Consider the following 19,791-nt stretch of genomic DNA (forward strand, 5'->3'; position numbering starts at 1 on the left):
CTGCATTTCCGGGTGCGCACCCAGACCGAAGACATCGAACCCGCCTTGCGGGAGACCCTCTCCAAGTTCGAGTTGCAGACCAGTTTGCGCACGCACCTGAGTATCCAGGGCCAGGGCCTGCCCTTGCCGGCGGATGTGCAGATCCAGGTTCTGCACATCGTGCAGGAGGCGCTGTCCAATGTGCGCAAGCACGCGCAGGCCAGCCAGGTCTGGGTGGAGGTGCAGACCCAGCCACATTGGTGGGTGCGGGTACGTGACGACGGCCGTGGCTTCGATGTGGCGGCTGGGCCGCCCGATGACACCCATGTGGGCCTGCGCATCATGCAGGAGCGTGCGCAGCGCATTGGTGCCCAGGTGGACCTGCAATCGGGCCCGCAGGGCACTGTGATGCAATTGCGCCTGCCCGAGCACACGGCGCAGCACTCCTCACCTTTTCTGGCAGCACACTGAATGAGCAGCTCATCACCCGTTCGCATCCTGGTCGTGGACGACCACACTTTGTTTCGCCGTGGCCTGATCGCCTTGCTGACGCGCGATGCTCGCCTGTCGGTGGTGGCCGAAGCAGGCGATGCCGGTGAGGCGCTGCGCGGTGCGCAGACCCATCAGCCCGATGTGATCTTGCTGGACAACCACCTGCCCGGGGTGCACGGCGTGGCCGCACTGCCCCAACTGCGCGCTGCGGCGCCGGGGGCGCGCATTGTGATGCTCACGGTCAGCGAGGATGCGGACGATCTGGCGCAGGCCCTGGCGCGTGGCGCGGCAGGTTATCTGCTCAAGACCATCGAAGGCGATGCGCTGGCCGAAGCCATCATGCGCGTGCTGACGGGGGAATCCGTGGTGTCTCCCGAGATGACCAGCAAGCTCATTGCGGCCTATCGGCACGCGGTGGCGCCTGCGACGGGTGACGAGCTGCCTGGTGCGCCCCCGCCCCTGCCCGAAGCGCCGCCCGAGCCCGCGCCCAGCCAGAGCGATGAGGCCCTGGCGCGCCTGTCGCCGCGTGAGCGCGACATCCTGCGCGAGATCGCGCGCGGCGCCAGCAACAAGGAAATTGCCCGTTCGCTGGGCATCGCTGAAACCACGGTGAAGATCCATGTGCAGCACATCCTGCGCAAGCTCAACCTGAGCTCGCGCGTGCAGGCAGCGGTGTTCGCCACGTCTCGCGGTTCTTGATCCATTTTTCTGGTCACGAGACCGGGTGCCCGGCCACCCGTCCTTGAAGTTCTTCAAGGAAGCACCGAGCACAAACCCCTAGGCTGACAGTGTCCCTGAAAAGAAGGAGAACTGTATGTCCAAGGGCAGCCAAGGTGGCTTCACCAAACAGATGGCCCGCAACATTTTCTACGGCGGCACGGTGTTTTTCGTGTTGCTGTTTGCGGCCATCGTGTTCGATACCGAACGCAAGATTCCCAAGAGTTCGAACGCGCACAACATCACCGAGGCGGTGGCCAATGGCAAACGCATCTGGGAGACGCGCAACTGCATTGGATGTCACACCCTGCTGGGCGAAGGGGCCTACTTCGCGCCTGAGCTGGGCAATGTCTACCAGCGCCGTGGCCCGGAGTTCATCAAGGCCTGGATCAAGGGACAGCCCACGGGGGCGCCCGGTCGCCGCCAGATGCCGCAGTTCAACTTGAGCGACAAGGAACTGGACGACATGGTCGAGTTCCTCAAGTGGACCGGCGAGATCGACACCCAGAAGTGGCCTCCCAACATCGAAGGCTGAGTGCCAAGGAACAAGATCATGAACCAGACGCTCAAGTACTCATCCCAGTCGGTGGCCAAGCCTTACTTCATGGCTGCGCTGCTGCTGTTCGTCGGCCAGATCGTCTTCGGTCTGCTGATGGGCATCCAGTATGTGGTGGGGGATTTCCTCTTTCCTGCCATCCCTTTCAACGTGGCCCGCATGGTCCACACCAACCTGCTGATCGTGTGGCTGCTCTTCGGCTTCATGGGGTCGGCCTACTACCTCGTGCCTGAAGAGGCCGAAACCGAGCTCTACAGCCCCAAGCTGGCCTGGGCCCTGTTCTGGATCTTCCTGGTGGCCGGGGCCCTGACCATCGTCGGTTATCTGGCCTTGCCCTACGCCAAGCTGGCGGAGCTGACCGGCAATGAACTGCTGGCCACCATGGGCCGGGAGTTCCTGGAGCAACCCCTGCCCACCAAGGTCGGCATCGTCATCGTGGCCCTGGGCTTTCTGTTCAACATCACGATGACCCTGCTCAAGGGCCGCAAGACCAGCATCTCGCTGGTGCTGCACCTGGGTCTGTGGGGCCTGGCGCTGATGTTCCTGTTCAGTTTCGTCAACCCCGACAACCTGGTGCGCGACAAGATGTACTGGTGGTTTGTGGTTCACCTGTGGGTCGAAGGGGTGTGGGAGCTGATCCTGGGTGCCTTGCTGGCTTTCGTGCTGATCAAGACGACCGGGGTGGACCGCGAGGTCATCGACAAGTGGCTCTACGTGATCATCGCCTTTGCGCTGATGACCGGCATCCTGGGCACGGGTCACCACTTCTACTTCATCGGTCTGCCCGGCTACTGGCAGTGGATCGGCAGCGTGTTCTCCGCCATGGAGCCCATCCCCTTCTTCATGATGACGGTGTTTGCCTTCAACATGGTGCAGCGTCGCCGCCGCGAACATCCCAACCAGGCCGCTGTGCTCTGGGCGGTGGGCACGGCCGTGATGGGCTTCCTGGGCGCCGGTCTGTGGGGCTTCATCCATACCCTGTCGGCCGTGAACTACTACACCCACGGCTCGCAGGTCACGGCGGCGCACGGACACCTGGCGTTCTATGGCGCCTATGTGCTGGTGGTGATCACGATGATCAGCTATGCCATGCCCATGCTGCGCGGTCGCGAGGCCAACAGTGCCAAGGCACAAAGCGTGGAGATGTGGTCCTTCTGGATCATGACCATCGGCATGGCCGTGATGGTGTTGGCCCTGACCGGCGCGGGCATCATCCAGGTCTGGCTGCAGCGCATGGCCGCCAACCCGACGCCCTTCATGGCCACGCAGGACCAGCTCTCCTTCTTCTACTGGATCCGCGTCTGGGGCGGGGTGACCTTCCTGGTGGGCCTGGTGACCTATCTGCTGAGCTTCTTCATCGGTGGTCCGGTGCCGGTGGCCACGGCCGCGGGTGGCGCAGGCAACCGCGTGCTGTCCAGCCGTCGCTGATCAGGAGGATGCCCCATGGAACTGATGAGCGCCCGGCACCTGAACCCGGTGCCGTATTACGCCGCACAGGGCCGTGAGTGCGAGTTGTTCGAGCAGGCCTGGCGACGTCAGTTGCCCCTGCTCATCAAGGGCCCCACGGGCTGCGGCAAGACGCGCTTCGTCGAGCACATGGCCGCCCGCCTGGGCCGCCCGCTGATCACTGTGTCTTGTCACGATGATCTCAGTGCGGCGGATCTGGTGGGGCGCCACCTGATCGGCGATGGCAACACGGTGTGGATGGATGGCCCGCTGGCGCGGGCCGTGCGTGAAGGTGCCATTTGCTACCTTGACGAGGTGGTCGAGGCCCGCAAGGACACCACCGTGGTGCTGCACCCCCTGGCCGATGACCGGCGGGTGCTGCCCATCGAGCGCACCGGCGAGATGCTGACCGCTCCGTCCGACTTCATGCTGGTGATCTCCTACAACCCGGGCTACCAGAACCTGCTCAAGAGCCTCAAGCCCAGCACGCGCCAGCGCTTCGTGGCCTTGACCTTCAACTACCCCAGCGAGACCGTGGAGCAGGGCATCGTGCAGGCCGAATCCGGCGTGGATGCCGCCACGGCGGCCCGGCTGGTGCGACTGGCCCAGGCCTTGCGGCGCCTGACCGATCATGACCTGGAAGAGACCGCCAGCACGCGCCTGCTGGTCATGGCGGCCCGGCTGATGGCCGCGGGACTGCCGGCGCTGGAGGCCTGCCGCGCGGCCATCGTCGACGCCCTGAGCGATGACGAGGACACCGGCGTGGCCTTGATGGAGGTGGTGAGTGCCCTCTTCGGCGAGACCTGAAGCCGCCTGGGCTCAGGCGGTCGATGACGCGTCGGCACGTCGACTGCAGGTGCGGCGTCGACGCTTTCAGATCGGCTTTTTTGTGCTGTTTCTGCTGGCCCCGGCGCTCGACGTGTTGCGCTTTGATGTGACCGAGGCCCAACTGTGGGTGCTGGGCATGCGCTGGTCGCTGGGCATCGATGCCCTGATGCAGGGGCAGATCACACCGACCGAGGCGGGTCTGTCCTTGCTGGTGCGGGGGCTGCTGCCGCTGGTGAGTGTGGTCACGGTCTTTCTGGTCGTGGCCTGGCGTTATGGGCGCCTGTACTGCGGTTGGCTTTGCCCGCACTTCTCGGCCGTCGAGATGCTCAACAACGCCTTGCACCGGGCCATCGGCAAGTACAGCCTGTGGGATGGCCATCCCACCCGCCGCCGGGATGCACAGGGGCGCGTCGTGCAGCCCCAGCGCAGCTGGTGGCCGGTCTTCATCGGGCTGAGCGTGGTGCTGGGTTTCACCTGGGCCATCACCTTGCTGAGTTATCTGCTGCCGCCCGCACGGGTGTGGTCTCATCTGCTGCAGGGCGCCTTGACCCCGGGCGAGGCCCGCTTTCTGTGGATCGGCACGGCGGTCTTCACGGCCGAATTCGTGCTGGCGCGGCACCTCTTTTGTCGTTTTGGCTGTGCCGTGGGTTTGTTCCAGAGTCTGGTGTGGATGGCCAATCCCAAGGGCATGGTCGTGGCGTTTCAAAGGGATCGAGCGCGCGACTGCCGCACCTGCGATCTGCCCCAGGGTTCGGCCTGCGACAACGGCTGCCCCATGCGCCTGCACCCCCGCAACATCAAGCGGATGATGTTTTCCTGTGTGCAGTGCGGGCAGTGTCTGAGCCACTGTGAGACCTCGCAGGGCGCGCAGCAGCGCACGCCGGTGCTGACCTGGGTGGTCGGTGTGGATGCCGTGCGTGAAACCATGCGTCAGAAACGCGAGGAAGCGCGCCAGGACGCCCAGGGAGGGCCACGCTGATGGAAGAGTGGGTGGGTCAATGGTGGCATCGCATGGTCACCCGGATGGCCGAGCCGCCTCGGCCCGAGGCCGTGGTGCGGCTCCAGGATCTGTCGGCGCAACTGGGCGTGATCTTTCGGGCTATGGGGGGACAGCCTCACTGGCGTCTGGCCGCGGCCACCGAGCAGCAGCATCAGGGGCCCCGACGCTGGATGCAGCGACTGGCAGGGGGCGGCGATCGGGCCGCCTTGCCGGTGCTGGATGCCGAGACCCTGGCCTTGCCACCCGAGTTGTCGGTCTTTGATCAGGCGCCCCTGAATCGGGATCTCTACCTGTGGCTGGCGGGGCAGGGGGCCTGGCGCTTGCAGCACGATGGGGTGGGGCCCGGAGACTGGGTCTCGGCCAATCTCCAGGCCACGGCGACCCTGTTGCAGCAGTATCCTGGATGGCGTGCGCGCTATCGTCGCCTGGTCGAAGCGCATCTGCGCCAGCGCCCCCCCATTGCCCGACTCAAGGGCCGCGCTGCCGCCGCCGAGCAGGCGGTGCAGCAGGCGCTCAGGCACACCCTGCCCTGGAGCGATCCTGCCGCAACGGCACAAGGCTTTGCCGTGCCCGCCTGGCCTGCCTGGGTACCTCCTGTGCAGCCCGAGGAAGTTCAGCCGGTGTACCTGTGGGTGGACTTGTTGGCCGGGCAGGCCGCCCTGGCGGCCGAGCGTGGGGAACAGGGACGGGAGGCCGAGGGCAGCGATGTCCACCAGCCCAGAGACGAGCGCCGCCGCCGAGCCCGCCAGACCACCGATTCACATGAGCGCCACGGTCTGATGATGTTCTTTCGGGCCGAGTCCATCCTGTCGTGGACCGAGTTCGTGCGGGTCAATCGTCAGACGGACGACGACCCCGACGCGCATGCTGCACAGGCTGCCAATGACATGGACACCCTGTCGGTGGCGCCGGGTGGGCAGACCCTGGCCTCCAGGGTGCGTTTCGATCTGGACCTGCCCAGCGCATCGGTGGACGACACGGTGCTGGCCGAGGGCATCCGCTTGCCCGAATGGGACCATCGGCGCCGATGCCTGCTGCCCGATCATTGTGCGGTCCAGGTGCTGTTGCCCCGGGTGGCAGCGCCCTGGGGGGTGAGTGCCCCGCTGCGGGCCACGGCCCAGCGCATGCGCCGTCGCCTGGAATCCTTGCGAGCCATGCCGCGCTGGCAGGGTGGACACACCAGTGGCGAGCGTCTGGACATGGATGCCTGGGTGCGTCACCGCGCCGAGCAGGTTGCGCAGGGCGGTGTGGCGCTGTTGGGGCAGCCCGTCGAGCCGCGTGTCTATGCCCGGACGCAGCGCAGCGAACGCAGCCTGGCCACCTTGCTGCTGGCCGACCTGTCCTTGTCCACCGATGCCTGGGCCACGCACGACGCCCGGGTGATCGATGTGATCCGTGATGCCCTGTATGTGTTCGGTCAGGCCATGGATGGCCTGGGCGATCCCTTCGAGATCCTGGGCTTCAGCTCCGTGCGGCGGGAGCATGTGCGTGTGCACGCCCTCAAGCGCTTTGACGAAGCCTGGGGTGCCGCCGCCCGAGACAGGGTGGGGGCCATCAAGCCGGGCTACTACACCCGCATGGGTGCGGCTCTGCGCTACGCGACGCGTCAACTGGGCCAACGCACCGAGAAGCAGCGCCTGCTGCTCTTGCTCACCGACGGCAAACCCAATGACCTGGACCACTACGAGGGGCGTTTCGGCCTGGAGGACACGCGCCACGCCGTGCAGGCCGCACGTGCAGCGGGCCTGCACCCCTTTTGCATCACCATCGACGAGAAGGCGGCCGACTATCTGCCTTACCTGTTTGGTACGCAGGGCTATGCCCTGGTCCATCGCCCGCAGGATCTGGTGCGTCGCCTGACGCAGGTGGTGGCCACGCTGTCGTCCTGACGCGCCGTGGCCCTAGTTCTAACGGACGATGCTCCCCCCGATCTGCCATAGGTCGACTGGTCCGATTTGCGCAGCATCAATTTTTGGCGTGTCCGTGATTCCCACAATCGGCCTCAGTCTGAATGAACCGAGCGTTGAGGAGAAGACCATGGGATCAAGACATCTGGACATACCGGCCTATCTGTCGGTGTTGCCCCTGTTTCAGGAGATGTGTCCGCTGGAGATGGAGCGCCTGGCTGCAGGCACCCAGTTGCACAGCTATGCCCGGGGCGAGGAGGTCTTTCGGGTCGGGCAGCCCTGCGAGGAGTTCCACGTCGTCGTGAGCGGCCAGGTCAAGCTCTATGCCTTGTCGCCTGCTGGGCAGGAAAAGGTGATCGAGCTCATCGCACCGGGGCACTCTTTTGCCGAGGCGCTGATGTTCACCGGCAAGCCTTACATCGTCAACGCGCAGGCGCTGACCGATGCCAAGGTGCTCACGGTCAAGAAGCAGGCGGTGCTCAGCGAGATCGCGCTGGACCCGCGCTTTGCCCTGCGCATGCTGGCAGGCATCTCGCGGCGCCTGCATGGGCTGGTGCGTGACGTGGAGTCGGCGGCCCTGCACTCGGGCATGCAGCGTGTGATCGGTTATCTCTTGCGGGATCAGGTGATCAGCGAGGACGCCGCGCCACAGGTCAAGACCGTGTCGCTGCCCGTCAGCAAGGCCACGATTGCCTCCTTGCTGTCCCTGACCCCCGAGTACTTCTCGCGGGTGCTGCGTGAGCTGGAGGATGCCGGCCTGATCTTTGTTGACAAGCGCGACATTCAGATCATGGATGTGTGCGGGCTGGCGCGCTATTCGATGCCCTGAGCCCGGCCTTGACCGGGCTCAATCCCATGTCGGTCCGCGCCCCCTACAGTGGCGCCCGGACTGCTTGAAAGAGTGATGAAGATGACGTCCTTGCGCAAACCGGAGCTGGTCTGCCCAGCAGGTTCCTTGCGGGCGCTGGAGCTGGCCATCGATGCCGGTGCCGATGCGGTGTACATGGGTTTGAAGGATGCGACCAATGCGCGCAACTTTGCGGGCCTGAACTTCGATGCGACCCAGGCACGCGATGGCGTGCGCTATGCCCATGCCCGAGGGCGCAAGGTGCTGATGGCGCTGAACACCTACGCGCAGGCCGATCAGGTGCAGCGCTGGTTCGATGCGGTGGACATGGCAGCCAGCATCGGTGCCGATGCCCTGATCCTGGCCGATCCGGCCGTGATGGCCTACGCCCGGCGCACCCACCCTGATCTGCGCCTGCACCTGTCCGTGCAGGCCTCGGCCACCAATTACGAGGCCATCGAGTTCTACCGTGAGCGCTATGGCATCCAGCGTGCCGTGCTGCCGCGGGTGCTGACGATGTCGCAGGTGGCCCACCTGATCCGCCACACCTCGGTGGAGATCGAGGTCTTCGGTTTTGGCAGCCTGTGTGTGATGGTGGAGGGGCGCTGTGCCTTGTCGTCCTACTGCACGGGCCAGTCGCCCAACAATGCCGGGGTGTGCTCACCGCCGTCCGCGGTGCGTTGGGAAGATCGCCAGGGTGGGGCGGTCGATGCCCGTCTGGGCGGGATCCTGATCGACCGATATGAAGCGCATGAATCGCGTGGCTACCCGACGCTGTGCAAGGGGCGCTTCGAGGTCGATGGCGTGGTCGACTACGCCATCGAGGAGCCCACCAGCCTGAACACGCTGGCGCTCTTGCCCGATCTGATGCAAGCCGGGGTGTCGGCCATCAAGATCGAAGGGCGCCAGCGCAGCACTGCCTATGTGCAGCAGGTGACGCGGGTGTGGCGCCAGGCCATCGACCAGTGTGCGGCCGCATCGGAGCGCTACAGCGTGCAGCCCGACTGGACCGCCGCCCTGGGCCGCCTGGCCGAGGGACAACAACATACCCTGGGGGCGCTGAGCCGTCCCTGGCAGTGAAGGATTCCGACATGTTTTCGCTCAGTGTGGGGCCGGTGCAGTACCACTGGCCGCGCCAGGACCTGATGGCCTTTTACGCCCAGGTGGCCGATTCACCCGCATCGACGGTCTGCCTGGGTGAGGTGGTGTGCTCGCGCCGGCACGACATGAAGGCCGATGACTGGCTGGCCCTGGGGCGCGAGTTGCGTCAGGCGGGCAAGGAGGTGGTGCTGGGCACCCTGGCCCTGATCGAGACCGAAGCCGAGCTGCGGGCCCTGCGCCGCAGTGCCGAGAACGGGGAGTTCATGCTGGAGGCCAACGACACGGCCGCGGTGCGGCTGGCGGCGGGCCGTGGCCCCTGGGTGATCGGCCTGCATGTCAATGTCTACAGTGCCCCGGCGCTGGCCGAGTATGCCGCCCTGGGGGCAACGCGCTGGGTGGCGCCGGTCGAGCTGAGCCTGGAGGCGGTGGCTCGCACCAACCCTCCCGACAGCAGCGTGGCCAGCGAGGTCTTTGCCTTTGGTCGCATGCCCCTGGCCTTGTCGGCCCGCTGTTTCACGGCGCGGCATCACCGCCTGCAAAAGGATGCCTGCGAGTTCCGCTGCGCCGACGATCCCGATGGACTGGACTTGCGCACCCGCGAGGGGCAGAAGTTCCTGGCTTTCAATGGCATCCAGACCCAGTCCGGGTCGGTGCAGTGTCTGCTGGGGCATCGTCAGGCCCTGCGCGATGCCGGTGTGCGCCGTCTGCGTTTGTCGCCCTGCTCAAGGGGCTTCGATCAGGTCCTCCAGACCTTTGATGCGGTCATGAATCAAGGCCATGCTGTCGATGATGGCTTGGCCGAACTGGCGGCCCTGGCTTTGCCGGGGCCCTTGTCCAACGGTTACGCCGGGCTCCAGCGCCCGGGCATGTCCTGGGTCTCGCCATGAATCCGAGTCGTCCTTCCATGACTTTCACGCTGCCCCCGGTGCCCGAGCGTGTGCGCGCCGTGGTGTCGCGTCTACCCGTGCGGCCGCCGTCCGCCCTGTTGGCGCTGGCGCTCAACCGGCTGTGGTGGCCGCTGCTGGACGAATCGGCTCGCCGTGGCCTGGCGGGGCGGGTGGTCGAGCTGCATGTCGATGACCTGGGCCTGTCGTGTCGGCTGGTGGCCGATCGCTCGGGCCTGCATGCCGCCAGGGGATCCCAGGCGCCGAGCGTGCGTCTGCGTGCCGCCGCCGCCACCTACTGGCGTTTGCTGCAGGGACAGGACGACCCCGACACCCTGTTCTTCGAGCGGGCGCTGGTGATGGAGGGGGACACGGAGTTCGGTCTCTTCCTCAAGAACACGCTCGATGCCGTGGGCCCGATCGAGCTCTGGCGACGCCGGGCCGACCGACGATGAGCGCCTCCCGGCGTCCGGCTGGAGCCTGGCGCTGGGCGGCCGTGTTGCGCTCGCCGCACCGACTGGGTTTTCTGGGCGGTGCGGCGGTGCTGTGCATGGCCTCGCTGTGGTGGGCGTGGTGTTTGTGGGAGCCCGGTTTGGCGCCTTTGACGTGGCCGGCATCCCTGATCCATGCCGTGGTGATGGGCTTTGGCTTTCTGCCGCTGTTCTTCGCGGGCTTTCTGTTCACGGCGGGACCCCGATGGCTGCATGTGCCGGCGGTGCCCGCCCGGATGCTGCTGTGGCCCGTGTCCACCCTGGTGCTGTCCTGGGCACTCTTTCTGTGGGGCGCGCATGTCCGCACAGACATCGCGGCGCTGGCGGTAATGGCCGGGGCGCTGAGCTGGGGCTGGATCACCTGGCGCCTGGCGCAACTGCTGCGCTCCAGCGAGGAGCGCGACCGCTTCCATGTGCGGTTGATCACCTGGGCCTGCGCCTCGGGCACCTTGGCCTGGGCGCTCGTGGCCGCCGGGCTCTGGCAGTGCGAACCGACCTGGGTACGCGCGGCGTTGGGGTGGGGCTTGTGGGGCTTTCTGATGCCGGTGTTCGTGATCGCAGCCGATCGCATGATGCCGGTGTTTTCGCTGGTGCGCCTGCGCTGGCTGGGAGACCGTGGTGTCGTGCTGGCCCTGCTGGGTGTGTGCCTGATCCAGGGGGGGCATGCCGCCACGCGGGCGGTGGGGATGGACGGTGGCCCCGTGCTCACGATGACTCAGTCCTGGCTGTCCAGTCTGGCGGGGGTGGTCGTGTTGGGCATGGCCTGGCACTGGAGCGAGGTGCAGAACATGCGCTTGCGCATGCTGGCCATGCTCAATGTCGGGGTGCTCTGGCTGGGGCTGGCCCTGATGCTGCCCTCGGGCAGCCTGGCATCGGTGCACGCCTTGACCATGGGGTTCATGGGCAGCGTGTGGCTGGCCATGGTGTCGCGTGTGAGCAGCACGCACGCGGGGCGCTCCATCGCGGCGGATCAGATCACCTGGGGCCTGTTCTGGGCCATGCAACTGGCCACCGGGCTGAGGGTGGCGGCGGCCTTGCTGCCAACGATGCAGCAGTCTTTGTGGGTGGCGGCGGCCAGCCTGTGGCTGGGGGTGGTGGGCGCCTGGGCCTGGCGCCATGCCCGCTGGTGGGGCCGGGCCTGAGTTCAGGCGCCGTTCTCCAAAAAGACCGCCTGGCCTTCGGTGTTGAAGGGGATGAAACGATCGAACATGCCATCCTTGATGGCCTGGACCATGCCTTGCAGAGGGCCGTCGGCTTCTTCGCTGGTCGGCGCGCGACCACCCTGGCCCGCCAGACCGGCCACGAAGACCAGTGACCATTCGGGGCCCATCTGGCGTGATTCAGCGTACAGCTCGGCAAAGCTGCTGATCTCGTCCGGGGTCTTGTCCACACCCATCAGGGGCGTGATCTCGCCGCCTTCACCGGCCTCGAAACGGGCGCGCTGTTCAGGGGTGGCGTCTTCCGGGATGCTGGCGCCCACGAACACCATCAGCAGGCGCTGGGCATCGGGTTGCGAGCGAGCGGCCTGGAGCAGTTCGTCAAAGGTGGTGATGTTCATGGTGCAGGACTCGGGAAAAGGGCTGGAGGGGAGTGTAGGGCAGTCGCCATCGATCGGGCGCCGTGTGCGGACTTGATCCATGGCAAGGCAATGAAGGGCGCAGGGCGGTACTTTCGCGACACTCCTGTCGTTTCGAGGTGCCCGCCATGACCCAAGCCAACGATCAACTGACCCTGGTGTATGCCTGCTCGGGCTGCTCCAGCGCGGCGCAACTGGCCAACCATCTGGCCGTCCGACTGGACCGGGAGGGGCATGCCGAAATGTCCTGCATCGCGGGCGTGGGCGGTCAGGTGCGGCCGCTGGTGCACAAGCTCCGGGAGTCGGTCCGGCGTCATCGGCCCATCCTGGCCATTGACGGCTGCCCCTTGAGTTGCGTGAGCAGTTCGCTGGCCCTGCACGAGGTCAAACCGACCGTGCATCTTCAACTGGCCGCCCATGGCGTGCGCAAGGTTCAGCATGGGGATTTCAGCCCAGAGCAGGCGCAGGAGCTGCTCTCGGATCTGACCTTGCGTGTGCAGGTGCTCAATGAGCGATATGCGGAGCGCCTGAACGCCAGCGTCGTGGTGCCCGCGCAGGTGTGAGGGATGCCCATGGCGCTCAATGCGAGGTGCCTTCCGAGCGGCTGATCTTGTTCCACACGTTGTACTTGCCCACGGGTTTGCTCATGGGCAGGCGCTTGACCTCCTTGAGGCTGCGGGCGTCGTAGACGATGAGGGCGCCGTCCTTTTCCCACAGGCTGGCCAGGGCGTAGCGGCCATCACGGGTGAACTCGATGTGCGCCAGGGTCTGCCCTTCGGGCGCCTTGAGCTGGGCCACCACCTCCAGGGTGTTCTTGTCGATCACGCTCAGGATGTTCCGGGCCTGAGGCGACATCATGGCGTCGGTCCAGGCGTACGGGCTGTGCTCGTGGCTGCGCATGAAAAAGCCTGGGCCCGGCGTGGGGATCTGCTTGATCAGCCGCCAGTTCTGGAGGTCGATGACGCTGATCAGGCCTTGCTGCAGATTGGGTGTGGCCAGCACGGAACGCCCCTGGTGGCTGAAGGTGATGCCCGATCCCAGGTGCGGCATGCCTGGCAGGGGCAAGGTGGCGATGCGCTGGCGGGCATCGAGGTTGATCACCTGGGCGGTGGGTGCGGACTCGCCCTCCTGGCTCGTGCGGGGGCGGGTGGCGCCGATCACATGGCGGTAGGGTGGGTCAAAAAAGAAGTCGTCCAGGGGCTCGGACAGCGGCGTGCGGCGCACCCCCAGGAAGCCCGGGCTGGCGATGGCTTCGCCCATGCGGAAGTCGTGCACATAGCCGTCATGGATGGGCTCGGCCCGGGGGTTGTACGAGATTTCCCACAGCTCGGGGATGTCCTTGAGCGCGACGATGAAGCTCTGGCGCGGGGCGGCATCGTAGACCGCCGACACCCGCGAGGTGGCACGCCCATCAAGCAGCCCGGCGGTGAGGGTGCGCACCAGTTGGAGATCGCTGTCGAACAGGGCGACGGTGTGGGGCAGGTAGTTGCCCGCCAGCACCCAGCGGCCGTCTCCGGAGACGGCCACATTGCGCATGTTCAGGCCGGCACGCACTTCCGCCACCACGCGCAGGTTGTAGAGATCGTATTTGGTGATCCAGCCATCGCGGGAGCCAAAGTACACAAAGCGTCCGTCGGGCGAGAACTTCGGCCCACCGTGCAGGGCAAAGCGCGAGGCAAAACGGTGGATGACATCGAAGCGGTCGCCATCGACGATCGAGACGTGGTGGTCCCCACCTTCCACGACGACGAAGAGGTTGAGCGGGTCGGCCTTCCATTGGGGGCGAGAGGGTAGCTTGCGAACGTCGACCAGTTCGGTGCGTGAGGCGCGGATGTCGGACTCGCTCCAGGTGGGGCGCGGGCTGGACGGGGTGTAGATCCATTGCACCAGTGAGTCCACCTCGGTGGGGGACAGTTGCTCGCCAAAGGCCGGCATCTGGGTGGCGGTACGCCCCTTGAGGATGACATCACGGGCATCGCCCCGGCGCAGTCGCTCCAGGCTTTCGGGCAGCAGGGCCGGGCCCATCTGGCCCTGGCGTTGCACGCCATGGCAGGCTGCGCAGTGCCGGGCAAACAGCTCCTGCGGGGGCGGGGACGCACTTTGGGCGCGGCTGAGGTCGTAGCCCATGAACATCAGGCCCACGGTCAGGGCGACACGCCAGATCAGATCGAACATGCGGGCCTCTCAATGGGGTTCATGGGCAAAGGGGGTGAGCATCACGCGTGGCTGCGGTGCGCTCAGGCCGATCTCCTCGTCGCTCAGGTAGCAGCCCGGGTCTTCGGCCCAGGGGTTGCCGGTGACCTGCTGGGCCCGCACCCGGGTGTTGCCGCCGCAGAGGCCCAGGTGGGCGCAGCCGGCGCAACGCCCCTGCACCGCACGGGGTTGCTGCTTGAGGCCGGCCATCAGCGGATCGCTCAGGTCCTCCCAGATCTCGGAGAAGGGGCGCTCCCGCACATTGCCCAGGCGGTGATGCCACCACATGGTGTCGGGGTGGACATCACCCAGGTTGTCGATGTTGGCGATGTGCAGGCCCGAGGCATTGCCACCCCAGGCGCGCAGGCGCTCGCTCAGGGCGCGCTCCCATTGGGGCAGGCGACCGTGCAGCCAGTGCAGCAGGTAGGCGGCATCGGCGTCGTTGTTGCCGGTCACGAACTCGGCCGTGCTGCCATGCCGTGCGGCCTCCCAGGCGGTCTCGAACAGCAGGTCGAGGGCGTGGCGTGTGGCTTCAAAGTGCGCATCCTTGGCGCGGTGGATGTTGCCCCGGCCCGCGTAGTTCAGGTGCGAGAAGTAGAACTTGTCGATGCCTTCGTCCTGCATGAGCATCAGCAGGTGAGGCAGGTCATGGGCATTGAGGGCGGTGAGGGTGTAGCGCAACCCCAGCTTCACATCGCGCTGGCGCAGCAGGCGCAGGGCCTGCATCGAGGCATCGAAGGCACCCTCCAGGCGGCGGAAGCGGTCATGTGTCTCGCGCAAGCCGTCGATGCTGATGCCCACGTAGTCAAAACCCATGTTGGCGATGCGGTCGGCCATGGCCTGATCGATCAGGGTGCCATTGGTCGACAGGGCCACGTAAAAGCCCAGGGCTTTGGCGTGCTGCGCGATCTCGAACAGGTCCGGCCGCAGCAGGGGCTCGCCCCCTGAGAGGATCAGAGCGGGCACGCCGTGGCCGCGCAGATCGGCCATCACCGTGAACACCTCCTGCGTGCTCAGCTCGCCGGGGTAGGCATGGTCGGCCGACAGCGCATAGCAGTGTTTGCAGGTCAGGTTGCAGCGTCGGGTGAGGTTCCAGATGACCACCGGTCCACGCGGCGGACCCTGGCGCCGGGGCAGCGGGTAGCGGCCCGTGCGTTCGGCCTCGATGAGCTCGTGCAGGTATTGGGAGACGCGGAACATGGTGGATGTCCTTCCTTCATGCGCATCAGGGCGCAGCGTTCAGGCGCAGGCCGGTCTTCTTGAGGATGGCCGTGCTGTAGAGGATGTCGCTGCCCTGGCAGGCATCGCCCAGCAGATCACGGATCTGACGGGCGAGGGCTTCGACCTCGTCGCGGCTGCGACCGTGCACCATGGCAAACAGGTTGTAGGGCCAGGCCGGGCGCGCGCGCGGTCGGCGATAGCAGTGCGAGACCGCGCTCAGCGCGCCCACCTGTTCGCCCAGGGCATCGACCCGAGCGTCATCCACATCCCACACCGTCATGCCGTTGGCGGTGTAGCCCAGGCGGTAGTGGTTGGGGATGGCGCCAATGCGCCGGATCAGCCCCTCGTCGAGCATGCGGGCCAGGCGATCTCGCACGGCCGCCTCGCTCACGCCCAACTGGTCCGCCAGGGCGGCATAGGGGCGCGGCAGCAGGGGCAGGCCGGATTGGGTGGCGGCGATCAGCCGGCGGTCGAACTCAGTGAGCGGCATGGGACACCTCCTGGGCTGGCGCGTCATGGGCGGTGCGCAGGGCGTCCAGCGCGCTGAGCCGGAGCTCCACAAAGAACTCCCGCTCCTTGGGGAAGGCGTAGACCTTCAGTCCGGTGTCTGCCTCAATGCGGGTGCACACCTGGCGAGCCAGATCGGGTGATTCGGCCGCCACCACGAACCACATGTTCAGGGCGTGGTCGCGGCGGTAGTTGTGGGCGATCTCGGGCAGGGCGTTCACCTGGGCGGCCACGCGGTCGAAATCAGCCTCGGGCACGCCCATGGCAGCCAGCACGAACTGTCCGCCCGCGCGCTCGATCTGGAACAGCGGCCCGAAGCGGGTCAGGGTGCCGTCGGCCAGCAGCAGGTGCAGGCGGGCCAGCACCTCCGATTCGCTCAGGCCCAGCTCGGCCGCGACCTCGGCATAGGGGCGCTCGGACAAGGGCATGCCGCCATGCAGGCGGTCGATCAGTCGGGCGTCGATCAGGTCCATGCGGGAGCCTCCTGTGGCGATGAGTGAGGGAGCGGGGCGTGTGTCGATCGCGGTGGGCTGAAGTAGCGCCCGCCGGTCTGCTTGAAGCGCCTGACGCTGAAGAGCACCTCGTGCGGCCAGGCGCGCAGGCCGGCGGCATCGATGGCATCCTGGATCATCTGCGTGGCGCTGTGGCGGTCGCGTCCGTGGACCATGCAGTACAGGTTGTAGGGCCAGCCGGGAGCCCGTTCACGCCGGTAGCACAGCGTGATGCCGCTCTGGCCCGCCAGGCGCCGGCCCAGGTCGTCCACCTGGTCGTCCGGTACATCGAAGACCGTCATGGCGTTGGCCGCAAAGCCCACGTTGTGGTGGCGCACGACCACGCCGAAGCGCCTCAGGGTGTGTTGCAGCAGCCAGCGCTGCAGCGTGCCCAGCACGGCGCCGGTGCTCATGTCCAGGGCCTGGGCCCAGACGTCGTAAGGACGGTGGGCCAGGGGCAGACCTTCTTCGATGAGGGAGGCCAGGTGCGCGTCCTGCGGTGCCACGGGCACGACATGGCGTGGCGCGGGGCGGGCCTCATGCGCGGGTGATGACGCGGGTCTGGACAGATCAAAGCCCAGATCGATGCGGTAGGCGCGACGCATGGGCAGGCGCAGGGCGCTCAGGCCGCTGCGGCGCTCGATGTCATCGACATGGTGGTGCACGGTGGCCCGGTCCTGACCCGTGATCACGAACCAGAGGTTGAAGCGGTGCTCGCGCTCGTAGTTGTGGTTGACCCCGGGGGTGTGGTTGACCTGCAGGGCCACGTGCGAGAGTTGATCGGGGGGCACGGCCAGGGCGCACAGCATGGCGGCACCCCCCGCGCCAGCGCTCCAGATGCCGCCAATGCGGCTGATGGCGCCTTCCTGCTGCAGCTGCCGGTAGGTGTCGATCACCTCCTCGGGGCTGACCTTCAAGGTCCGTGCCAGTTCATCAAAGGGCTGAACACGCAGGGGGAAGTCCCGCTGCCAGTCGTTGAGCAGGGCCTGCTGCAGGGCCGGGCGATCGGTGGCGTCGTTCAGGTGCATGTCAGAACCCCATGCGCATGGCGCGGCTGGTGAAGAAGATGCCGCTGGGCGCCGGCACGCTCAGGGTGTCGAGGGTCTGCAGACTGCCGGTGTCGATCACGGAGACCCGGTTGTCATCGCGCGATGAGATCCACCCGGCCTCGCCCCGGGGCGTGAACTCCATGTGCAGCACGGCCTTGCCGGGCTCGATCGTGCGCACGATCTGCTGGCTCGGGGTGTCGATGACCTGAACCCGGTGGTAGTCGGGCACGGCGAAGTTGACCCACACCTGGCGCCCGTCGGGACGCGCCATGACGAACACAGGTTGCCCAGCCACGGGGACGCGGCCCACCTCGGTCCAGGTCTCCGTGTCGACCACCAGCACCTCGTGGCGACCGATGGCCGGCAGCCAGGCCTGTCGACCGGCCACGGCCCAGCCGCGCAGATGGGGCATCTTGTAGACGGGCAGGGGCTGCTGGCCACGGCCATAGCCTTGCAGGATCTTGCGGGAGCGGGGCTGTGGTGCCCACAGGTCGATCAGGGCCAGGCCATCTTCTCCGAACAGACCGGCGATGTAGTAGCGGCCGTTGGGGGTCAGCAGGGCATCGTAGGGCTGATGGCCGATCTGCTCGAAGCGGGTGATGCGCGGGGTGCCTGGCTGGCTGACATCGGCGATCCAGATCTGATCGGCGTCGAAGAGGGAAAAGATGAAGCGATGCCCGGGCAGATCGGCCAGACCGACCACGCGCGAGCGCTGGCCCGGCGCGTGTTCGGCCGGGATGTCGGCCAGCAGGGCCAGGGTGCGGGCATCGAAAACCTTGATGCCACCGGGTTCGTAGTTCTGGGCGGCCACCAGGGTGCCGTCCTGCGAGATGGCTCCGCCGATGCTGTTGCCAGCCTGGGCGACGCGGGCCTCGATGCGGCGGCTCAGCAGATTGACGCGGGTGAGGGCGCCGTCGCGGCCAAAGACATAGGCCAGGGCGCCGTCGCGCGAGAACACCACGGAAGCGTGAGAGAGATCTCCCAGCCCCTCGATGCGCCCCAGCAGTCGGCGCTCGCTGGTGTTGACGACCGACAGCGAGCCGCTGGCCCGCTCGACCACCACACCCAGATCGCCCGTGCCAGTCGGGACAGCACGCGATTCGGTGGGGGCATGCGCACAGGCGCTCAGCAGCAAGGCCAAGGTGCACAGCAGCGTGGTGCCGCCATGGCGCAGGGCGCGCCAGGATGTGGAGAGGGGGATCAAGGGGTGGACTCCTCAGGAAAGCCGGCTTGCAGTTGCCGTGCGATCCACTGCGCGTCTTCTTCGCTGAGCAGGGGGTGCCAGCCGGGCATGGGGGTGCCCGGGCGTCCGTGGAGGATGGTGGACACCACCGCCAGCAGAGGGCGTTCGCTCAGCGCTGTGGCAGTGAGTGGCGGGCCCAGCCCGCCGGTGAGGCGCATGCCATGGCAGGAGCCGCAGTCCTGGCGCACGATGTGCACCAGGGCCTGCTGCCGAGAAACCGAGGGGGTGACCCTCTCGGCGGTCTCGGCATCACTGCCCATGGCCATGTGGGCCAGCGCCAGCGCCAGGGCGGCGCGGCGGAGGGAGTGTGGCCAGGGCATGCGCGGCTCCCGTCCTCAGGACTTGAGGATGAGGGTGATGGCCGCCTTCAGATCGGCATCGCTGATCTTGTCGGCGGCGATGGGTGACATGGGGATGGGCCCCCACACGCCAGCGCCGCCCTTGCGGACCTTGTCCATCAGCTTGGCACTGACGTCCTGCCCCTTGTACTTGGCTGCAATGTCCTTGAAGGCCGGCCCCAGCACCTTCTTGTCCTTGGCGTGGCAGGCCATGCAGCCCGCCTTGGTCATGGCTTCTTCAGTGCTGGCCTGGGCGGTGCCCGCCAGCCCGAAGGCGAGCAGGGCGCTCAATGCAATCGCGTCGATACGCATGGTGATCTCCTGTGGGTCAATAGACGTCGTGCTGGGTGTTGTGCACGTTGAAGTGGCCGGTCGGGGTGATCAGGCGCGGGTCCTTGATCACGGCCTTGAGCTGGAGGGTCTTGTCGTCGACAACGACCAGCGCGGACTGCTTGTCCTTGGCCGACCAGACGGCGAACCAGACCTCGTCGCCGGCGCGGTTGTATTCGGGCTGCACCACGCGTTGGGCTCCGCCGTCGCTGATGCCGGCCCATTGCGCGATCGGCAGCACCGTGTAGCCCTTGGCCAGGTTCTGGATGTCGTACACCGCCACCGAGCGCGAGATCGCCGGATCCGGGTTCAGCGGGTTGTCCACATACAGGTGGTTCGACTTGGGATGGCTCTTGATGAAGAGCGATCCGCCGCCCTGACTCTTGATGGTTTCCACCACCTTGAAGGCCTGGCCCTTGTGTCCCTTGGGGTCGGTGCCGATCAGCGAAATGCTCTCGTCACCCAGGTGACCCGTGGACCACACCGGGCCGTATTGGGGGTGCACGAAGTTGGCACCCCGACCCGGGTGGGGGATCTTGCCCACATCGATCAGCGCCGCGAGCTTGCCTTCCTTCATGTCCACCGCGGCAATCTT

At 66.7% G+C, this 19,791-nt stretch carries 23 protein-coding genes; 13 read left to right on the forward strand and 10 right to left on the reverse strand.

Features of this window, described 5'->3' with window-relative positions:
* The 12 genes from VFW84_RS15815 to VFW84_RS15870 all read left to right on the forward strand — a co-directional run.
* The coding region (locus VFW84_RS15815; RefSeq protein ID WP_329681428.1) for a sensor histidine kinase at positions 1-450 on the forward strand (450 nt) is incomplete at its 5' end.
* Positions 451-1,170 carry a response regulator gene (locus VFW84_RS15820; protein WP_329681429.1) on the forward strand — a complete coding sequence of 240 codons (720 nt, stop codon included), beginning with the start codon at positions 451-453 and terminating at the stop codon, positions 1,168-1,170.
* 115 nt (positions 1,171-1,285) lie between these two features.
* Entirely contained in the window at positions 1,286-1,723 is a 438-nt protein-coding gene (locus VFW84_RS15825) for a cytochrome c (RefSeq protein ID WP_329681430.1), read from the forward strand.
* 18 nt (positions 1,724-1,741) lie between these two features.
* Positions 1,742-3,172, forward strand: a complete 1,431-nt coding sequence (locus VFW84_RS15830; protein WP_329681431.1) for a cbb3-type cytochrome c oxidase subunit I — start codon at positions 1,742-1,744, stop codon at positions 3,170-3,172.
* Between the two features lie 15 nt (positions 3,173-3,187).
* Positions 3,188-3,997: a CbbQ/NirQ/NorQ/GpvN family protein gene (locus VFW84_RS15835; RefSeq protein WP_414639019.1), complete on the forward strand. Its 810-nt coding sequence runs from the start codon at positions 3,188-3,190 to the stop codon at positions 3,995-3,997.
* Complete coding sequence (locus tag VFW84_RS15840; RefSeq protein WP_329681432.1) at positions 3,975-4,997, forward strand: 4Fe-4S binding protein; 1,023 nt, start codon at positions 3,975-3,977, stop codon at positions 4,995-4,997. The genes VFW84_RS15835 and VFW84_RS15840 overlap by 23 nt, the downstream gene beginning before the upstream one ends.
* 32 nt (positions 4,998-5,029) lie before the next feature.
* Positions 5,030-6,907, forward strand: a complete 1,878-nt coding sequence (locus tag VFW84_RS15845) for a nitric oxide reductase activation protein NorD (RefSeq protein ID WP_329681433.1) — start codon at positions 5,030-5,032, stop codon at positions 6,905-6,907.
* 148 nt (positions 6,908-7,055) lie between these two features.
* Positions 7,056-7,754, forward strand: a complete 699-nt coding sequence (locus tag VFW84_RS15850; protein WP_329681434.1) for a Crp/Fnr family transcriptional regulator — start codon at positions 7,056-7,058, stop codon at positions 7,752-7,754.
* Positions 7,755-7,835: 81 nt separating this feature from the next.
* Positions 7,836-8,852 (forward strand): ubiquinone anaerobic biosynthesis protein UbiU, encoded by a 1,017-nt coding sequence (ubiU, locus tag VFW84_RS15855; RefSeq protein WP_414639022.1) that lies wholly within the window; start codon positions 7,836-7,838, stop codon positions 8,850-8,852.
* A gap of 11 nt (positions 8,853-8,863) precedes the next feature.
* Entirely contained in the window at positions 8,864-9,760 is an 897-nt protein-coding gene (ubiV, locus tag VFW84_RS15860; protein WP_329681436.1) for a ubiquinone anaerobic biosynthesis protein UbiV, read from the forward strand.
* On the forward strand, positions 9,757-10,212 hold the full coding sequence (gene ubiT / locus VFW84_RS15865; RefSeq protein WP_329681437.1) for a ubiquinone anaerobic biosynthesis accessory factor UbiT: 456 nt from the start codon (positions 9,757-9,759) through the stop codon (positions 10,210-10,212). Before ubiV ends, ubiT begins: the two co-directional genes overlap by 4 nt.
* The gene (locus VFW84_RS15870; RefSeq protein WP_329681438.1) at positions 10,209-11,390 is read left to right on the forward strand and encodes an NnrS family protein; all 1,182 of its coding nucleotides are present in this window, start codon (positions 10,209-10,211) and stop codon (positions 11,388-11,390) included. Before ubiT ends, VFW84_RS15870 begins: the two co-directional genes overlap by 4 nt.
* A gap of 2 nt (positions 11,391-11,392) precedes the next feature.
* Here the strand turns inward: VFW84_RS15870 and VFW84_RS15875 are convergent, their stop codons facing one another.
* On the reverse strand, positions 11,393-11,806 hold the full coding sequence (locus VFW84_RS15875; RefSeq protein WP_329681439.1) for a ribonucleotide reductase subunit alpha: 414 nt from the start codon (positions 11,804-11,806) through the stop codon (positions 11,393-11,395).
* A 146-nt stretch (positions 11,807-11,952) separates the two neighbouring features.
* Here VFW84_RS15875 and VFW84_RS15880 point away from each other — a divergent pair, with 146 nt between their 5' ends.
* On the forward strand, positions 11,953-12,387 hold the full coding sequence (locus VFW84_RS15880) for a putative zinc-binding protein (RefSeq protein ID WP_329681440.1): 435 nt from the start codon (positions 11,953-11,955) through the stop codon (positions 12,385-12,387).
* Between the two features lie 16 nt (positions 12,388-12,403).
* Here VFW84_RS15880 and VFW84_RS15885 read toward each other — a convergent pair whose 3' ends face one another.
* The 9 genes from VFW84_RS15885 to VFW84_RS15925 form a co-directional block, all read right to left on the reverse strand.
* A complete protein-coding gene (locus tag VFW84_RS15885; protein ID WP_414639020.1) occupies positions 12,404-13,999 on the reverse strand; it encodes a cytochrome D1 domain-containing protein in 1,596 nt (531 codons plus the stop codon).
* 9 nt (positions 14,000-14,008) lie between these two features.
* Positions 14,009-15,217: a heme d1 biosynthesis radical SAM protein NirJ gene (gene nirJ, locus VFW84_RS15890; RefSeq protein ID WP_329681441.1), complete on the reverse strand. Its 1,209-nt coding sequence runs from the start codon at positions 15,215-15,217 to the stop codon at positions 14,009-14,011.
* A 25-nt stretch (positions 15,218-15,242) separates the two neighbouring features.
* The gene (locus tag VFW84_RS15895; RefSeq protein ID WP_329681442.1) at positions 15,243-15,728 is read right to left on the reverse strand and encodes an AsnC family transcriptional regulator; all 486 of its coding nucleotides are present in this window, start codon (positions 15,726-15,728) and stop codon (positions 15,243-15,245) included.
* Positions 15,715-16,218, reverse strand: a complete 504-nt coding sequence (locus VFW84_RS15900; protein ID WP_329681443.1) for an Lrp/AsnC family transcriptional regulator — start codon at positions 16,216-16,218, stop codon at positions 15,715-15,717. Before VFW84_RS15900 ends, VFW84_RS15895 begins: the two co-directional genes overlap by 14 nt.
* Positions 16,209-17,264, reverse strand: a complete 1,056-nt coding sequence (locus tag VFW84_RS15905; protein WP_329681444.1) for an Lrp/AsnC family transcriptional regulator — start codon at positions 17,262-17,264, stop codon at positions 16,209-16,211. The genes VFW84_RS15900 and VFW84_RS15905 overlap by 10 nt, the downstream gene beginning before the upstream one ends.
* A 1-nt stretch (position 17,265) precedes the next feature.
* The gene (locus VFW84_RS15910; RefSeq protein ID WP_414639023.1) at positions 17,266-18,459 is read right to left on the reverse strand and encodes a cytochrome D1 domain-containing protein; all 1,194 of its coding nucleotides are present in this window, start codon (positions 18,457-18,459) and stop codon (positions 17,266-17,268) included.
* A gap of 26 nt (positions 18,460-18,485) precedes the next feature.
* Complete coding sequence (locus tag VFW84_RS15915; RefSeq protein ID WP_414639021.1) at positions 18,486-18,848, reverse strand: c-type cytochrome; 363 nt, start codon at positions 18,846-18,848, stop codon at positions 18,486-18,488.
* Between the two features lie 15 nt (positions 18,849-18,863).
* Positions 18,864-19,178 carry a c-type cytochrome gene (locus VFW84_RS15920; protein ID WP_329681445.1) on the reverse strand — a complete coding sequence of 105 codons (315 nt, stop codon included), beginning with the start codon at positions 19,176-19,178 and terminating at the stop codon, positions 18,864-18,866.
* A 16-nt stretch (positions 19,179-19,194) separates the two neighbouring features.
* Positions 19,195-19,791 (reverse strand): cytochrome D1 domain-containing protein (locus VFW84_RS15925; RefSeq protein WP_329681446.1); only part of this gene is annotated, 597 nt, incomplete at its 5' end.

The organism is Aquabacterium sp., assembly GCF_036279655.1.
Taxonomy (GTDB): domain Bacteria; phylum Pseudomonadota; class Gammaproteobacteria; order Burkholderiales; family Burkholderiaceae_C; genus Aquabacterium.

What these genes read in the sequence shown, in the direction of transcription:
- VFW84_RS15820 (WP_329681429.1), top strand. Translation starts at nt 451, where the DNA reads ATGAGCAGCTCATCACCCGTTCGCATCCTGGTCGTGGACGACCACACT.
- VFW84_RS15825 (WP_329681430.1), top strand. Translation starts at nt 1,286, where the DNA reads ATGTCCAAGGGCAGCCAAGGTGGCTTCACCAAACAGATGGCCCGCAAC.
- VFW84_RS15830 (WP_329681431.1), top strand. Translation starts at nt 1,742, where the DNA reads ATGAACCAGACGCTCAAGTACTCATCCCAGTCGGTGGCCAAGCCTTAC.
- VFW84_RS15835 (WP_414639019.1), top strand. Translation starts at nt 3,188, where the DNA reads ATGGAACTGATGAGCGCCCGGCACCTGAACCCGGTGCCGTATTACGCC.
- VFW84_RS15845 (WP_329681433.1), top strand. Translation starts at nt 5,030, where the DNA reads ATGGTCACCCGGATGGCCGAGCCGCCTCGGCCCGAGGCCGTGGTGCGG.
- VFW84_RS15850 (WP_329681434.1), top strand. Translation starts at nt 7,056, where the DNA reads ATGGGATCAAGACATCTGGACATACCGGCCTATCTGTCGGTGTTGCCC.
- ubiU (WP_414639022.1), top strand. Translation starts at nt 7,836, where the DNA reads ATGACGTCCTTGCGCAAACCGGAGCTGGTCTGCCCAGCAGGTTCCTTG.
- ubiV (WP_329681436.1), top strand. Translation starts at nt 8,864, where the DNA reads ATGTTTTCGCTCAGTGTGGGGCCGGTGCAGTACCACTGGCCGCGCCAG.
- ubiT (WP_329681437.1), top strand. Translation starts at nt 9,757, where the DNA reads ATGAATCCGAGTCGTCCTTCCATGACTTTCACGCTGCCCCCGGTGCCC.
- VFW84_RS15870 (WP_329681438.1), top strand. Translation starts at nt 10,209, where the DNA reads ATGAGCGCCTCCCGGCGTCCGGCTGGAGCCTGGCGCTGGGCGGCCGTG.
- VFW84_RS15875 (WP_329681439.1), bottom strand. Translation starts at nt 11,806, where the DNA reads ATGAACATCACCACCTTTGACGAACTGCTCCAGGCCGCTCGCTCGCAA.
- VFW84_RS15880 (WP_329681440.1), top strand. Translation starts at nt 11,953, where the DNA reads ATGACCCAAGCCAACGATCAACTGACCCTGGTGTATGCCTGCTCGGGC.
- VFW84_RS15885 (WP_414639020.1), bottom strand. Translation starts at nt 13,999, where the DNA reads ATGTTCGATCTGATCTGGCGTGTCGCCCTGACCGTGGGCCTGATGTTC.
- nirJ (WP_329681441.1), bottom strand. Translation starts at nt 15,217, where the DNA reads ATGTTCCGCGTCTCCCAATACCTGCACGAGCTCATCGAGGCCGAACGC.
- VFW84_RS15895 (WP_329681442.1), bottom strand. Translation starts at nt 15,728, where the DNA reads ATGCCGCTCACTGAGTTCGACCGCCGGCTGATCGCCGCCACCCAATCC.
- VFW84_RS15900 (WP_329681443.1), bottom strand. Translation starts at nt 16,218, where the DNA reads ATGGACCTGATCGACGCCCGACTGATCGACCGCCTGCATGGCGGCATG.
- VFW84_RS15905 (WP_329681444.1), bottom strand. Translation starts at nt 17,264, where the DNA reads ATGCACCTGAACGACGCCACCGATCGCCCGGCCCTGCAGCAGGCCCTG.
- VFW84_RS15915 (WP_414639021.1), bottom strand. Translation starts at nt 18,848, where the DNA reads ATGCCCTGGCCACACTCCCTCCGCCGCGCCGCCCTGGCGCTGGCGCTG.
- VFW84_RS15920 (WP_329681445.1), bottom strand. Translation starts at nt 19,178, where the DNA reads ATGCGTATCGACGCGATTGCATTGAGCGCCCTGCTCGCCTTCGGGCTG.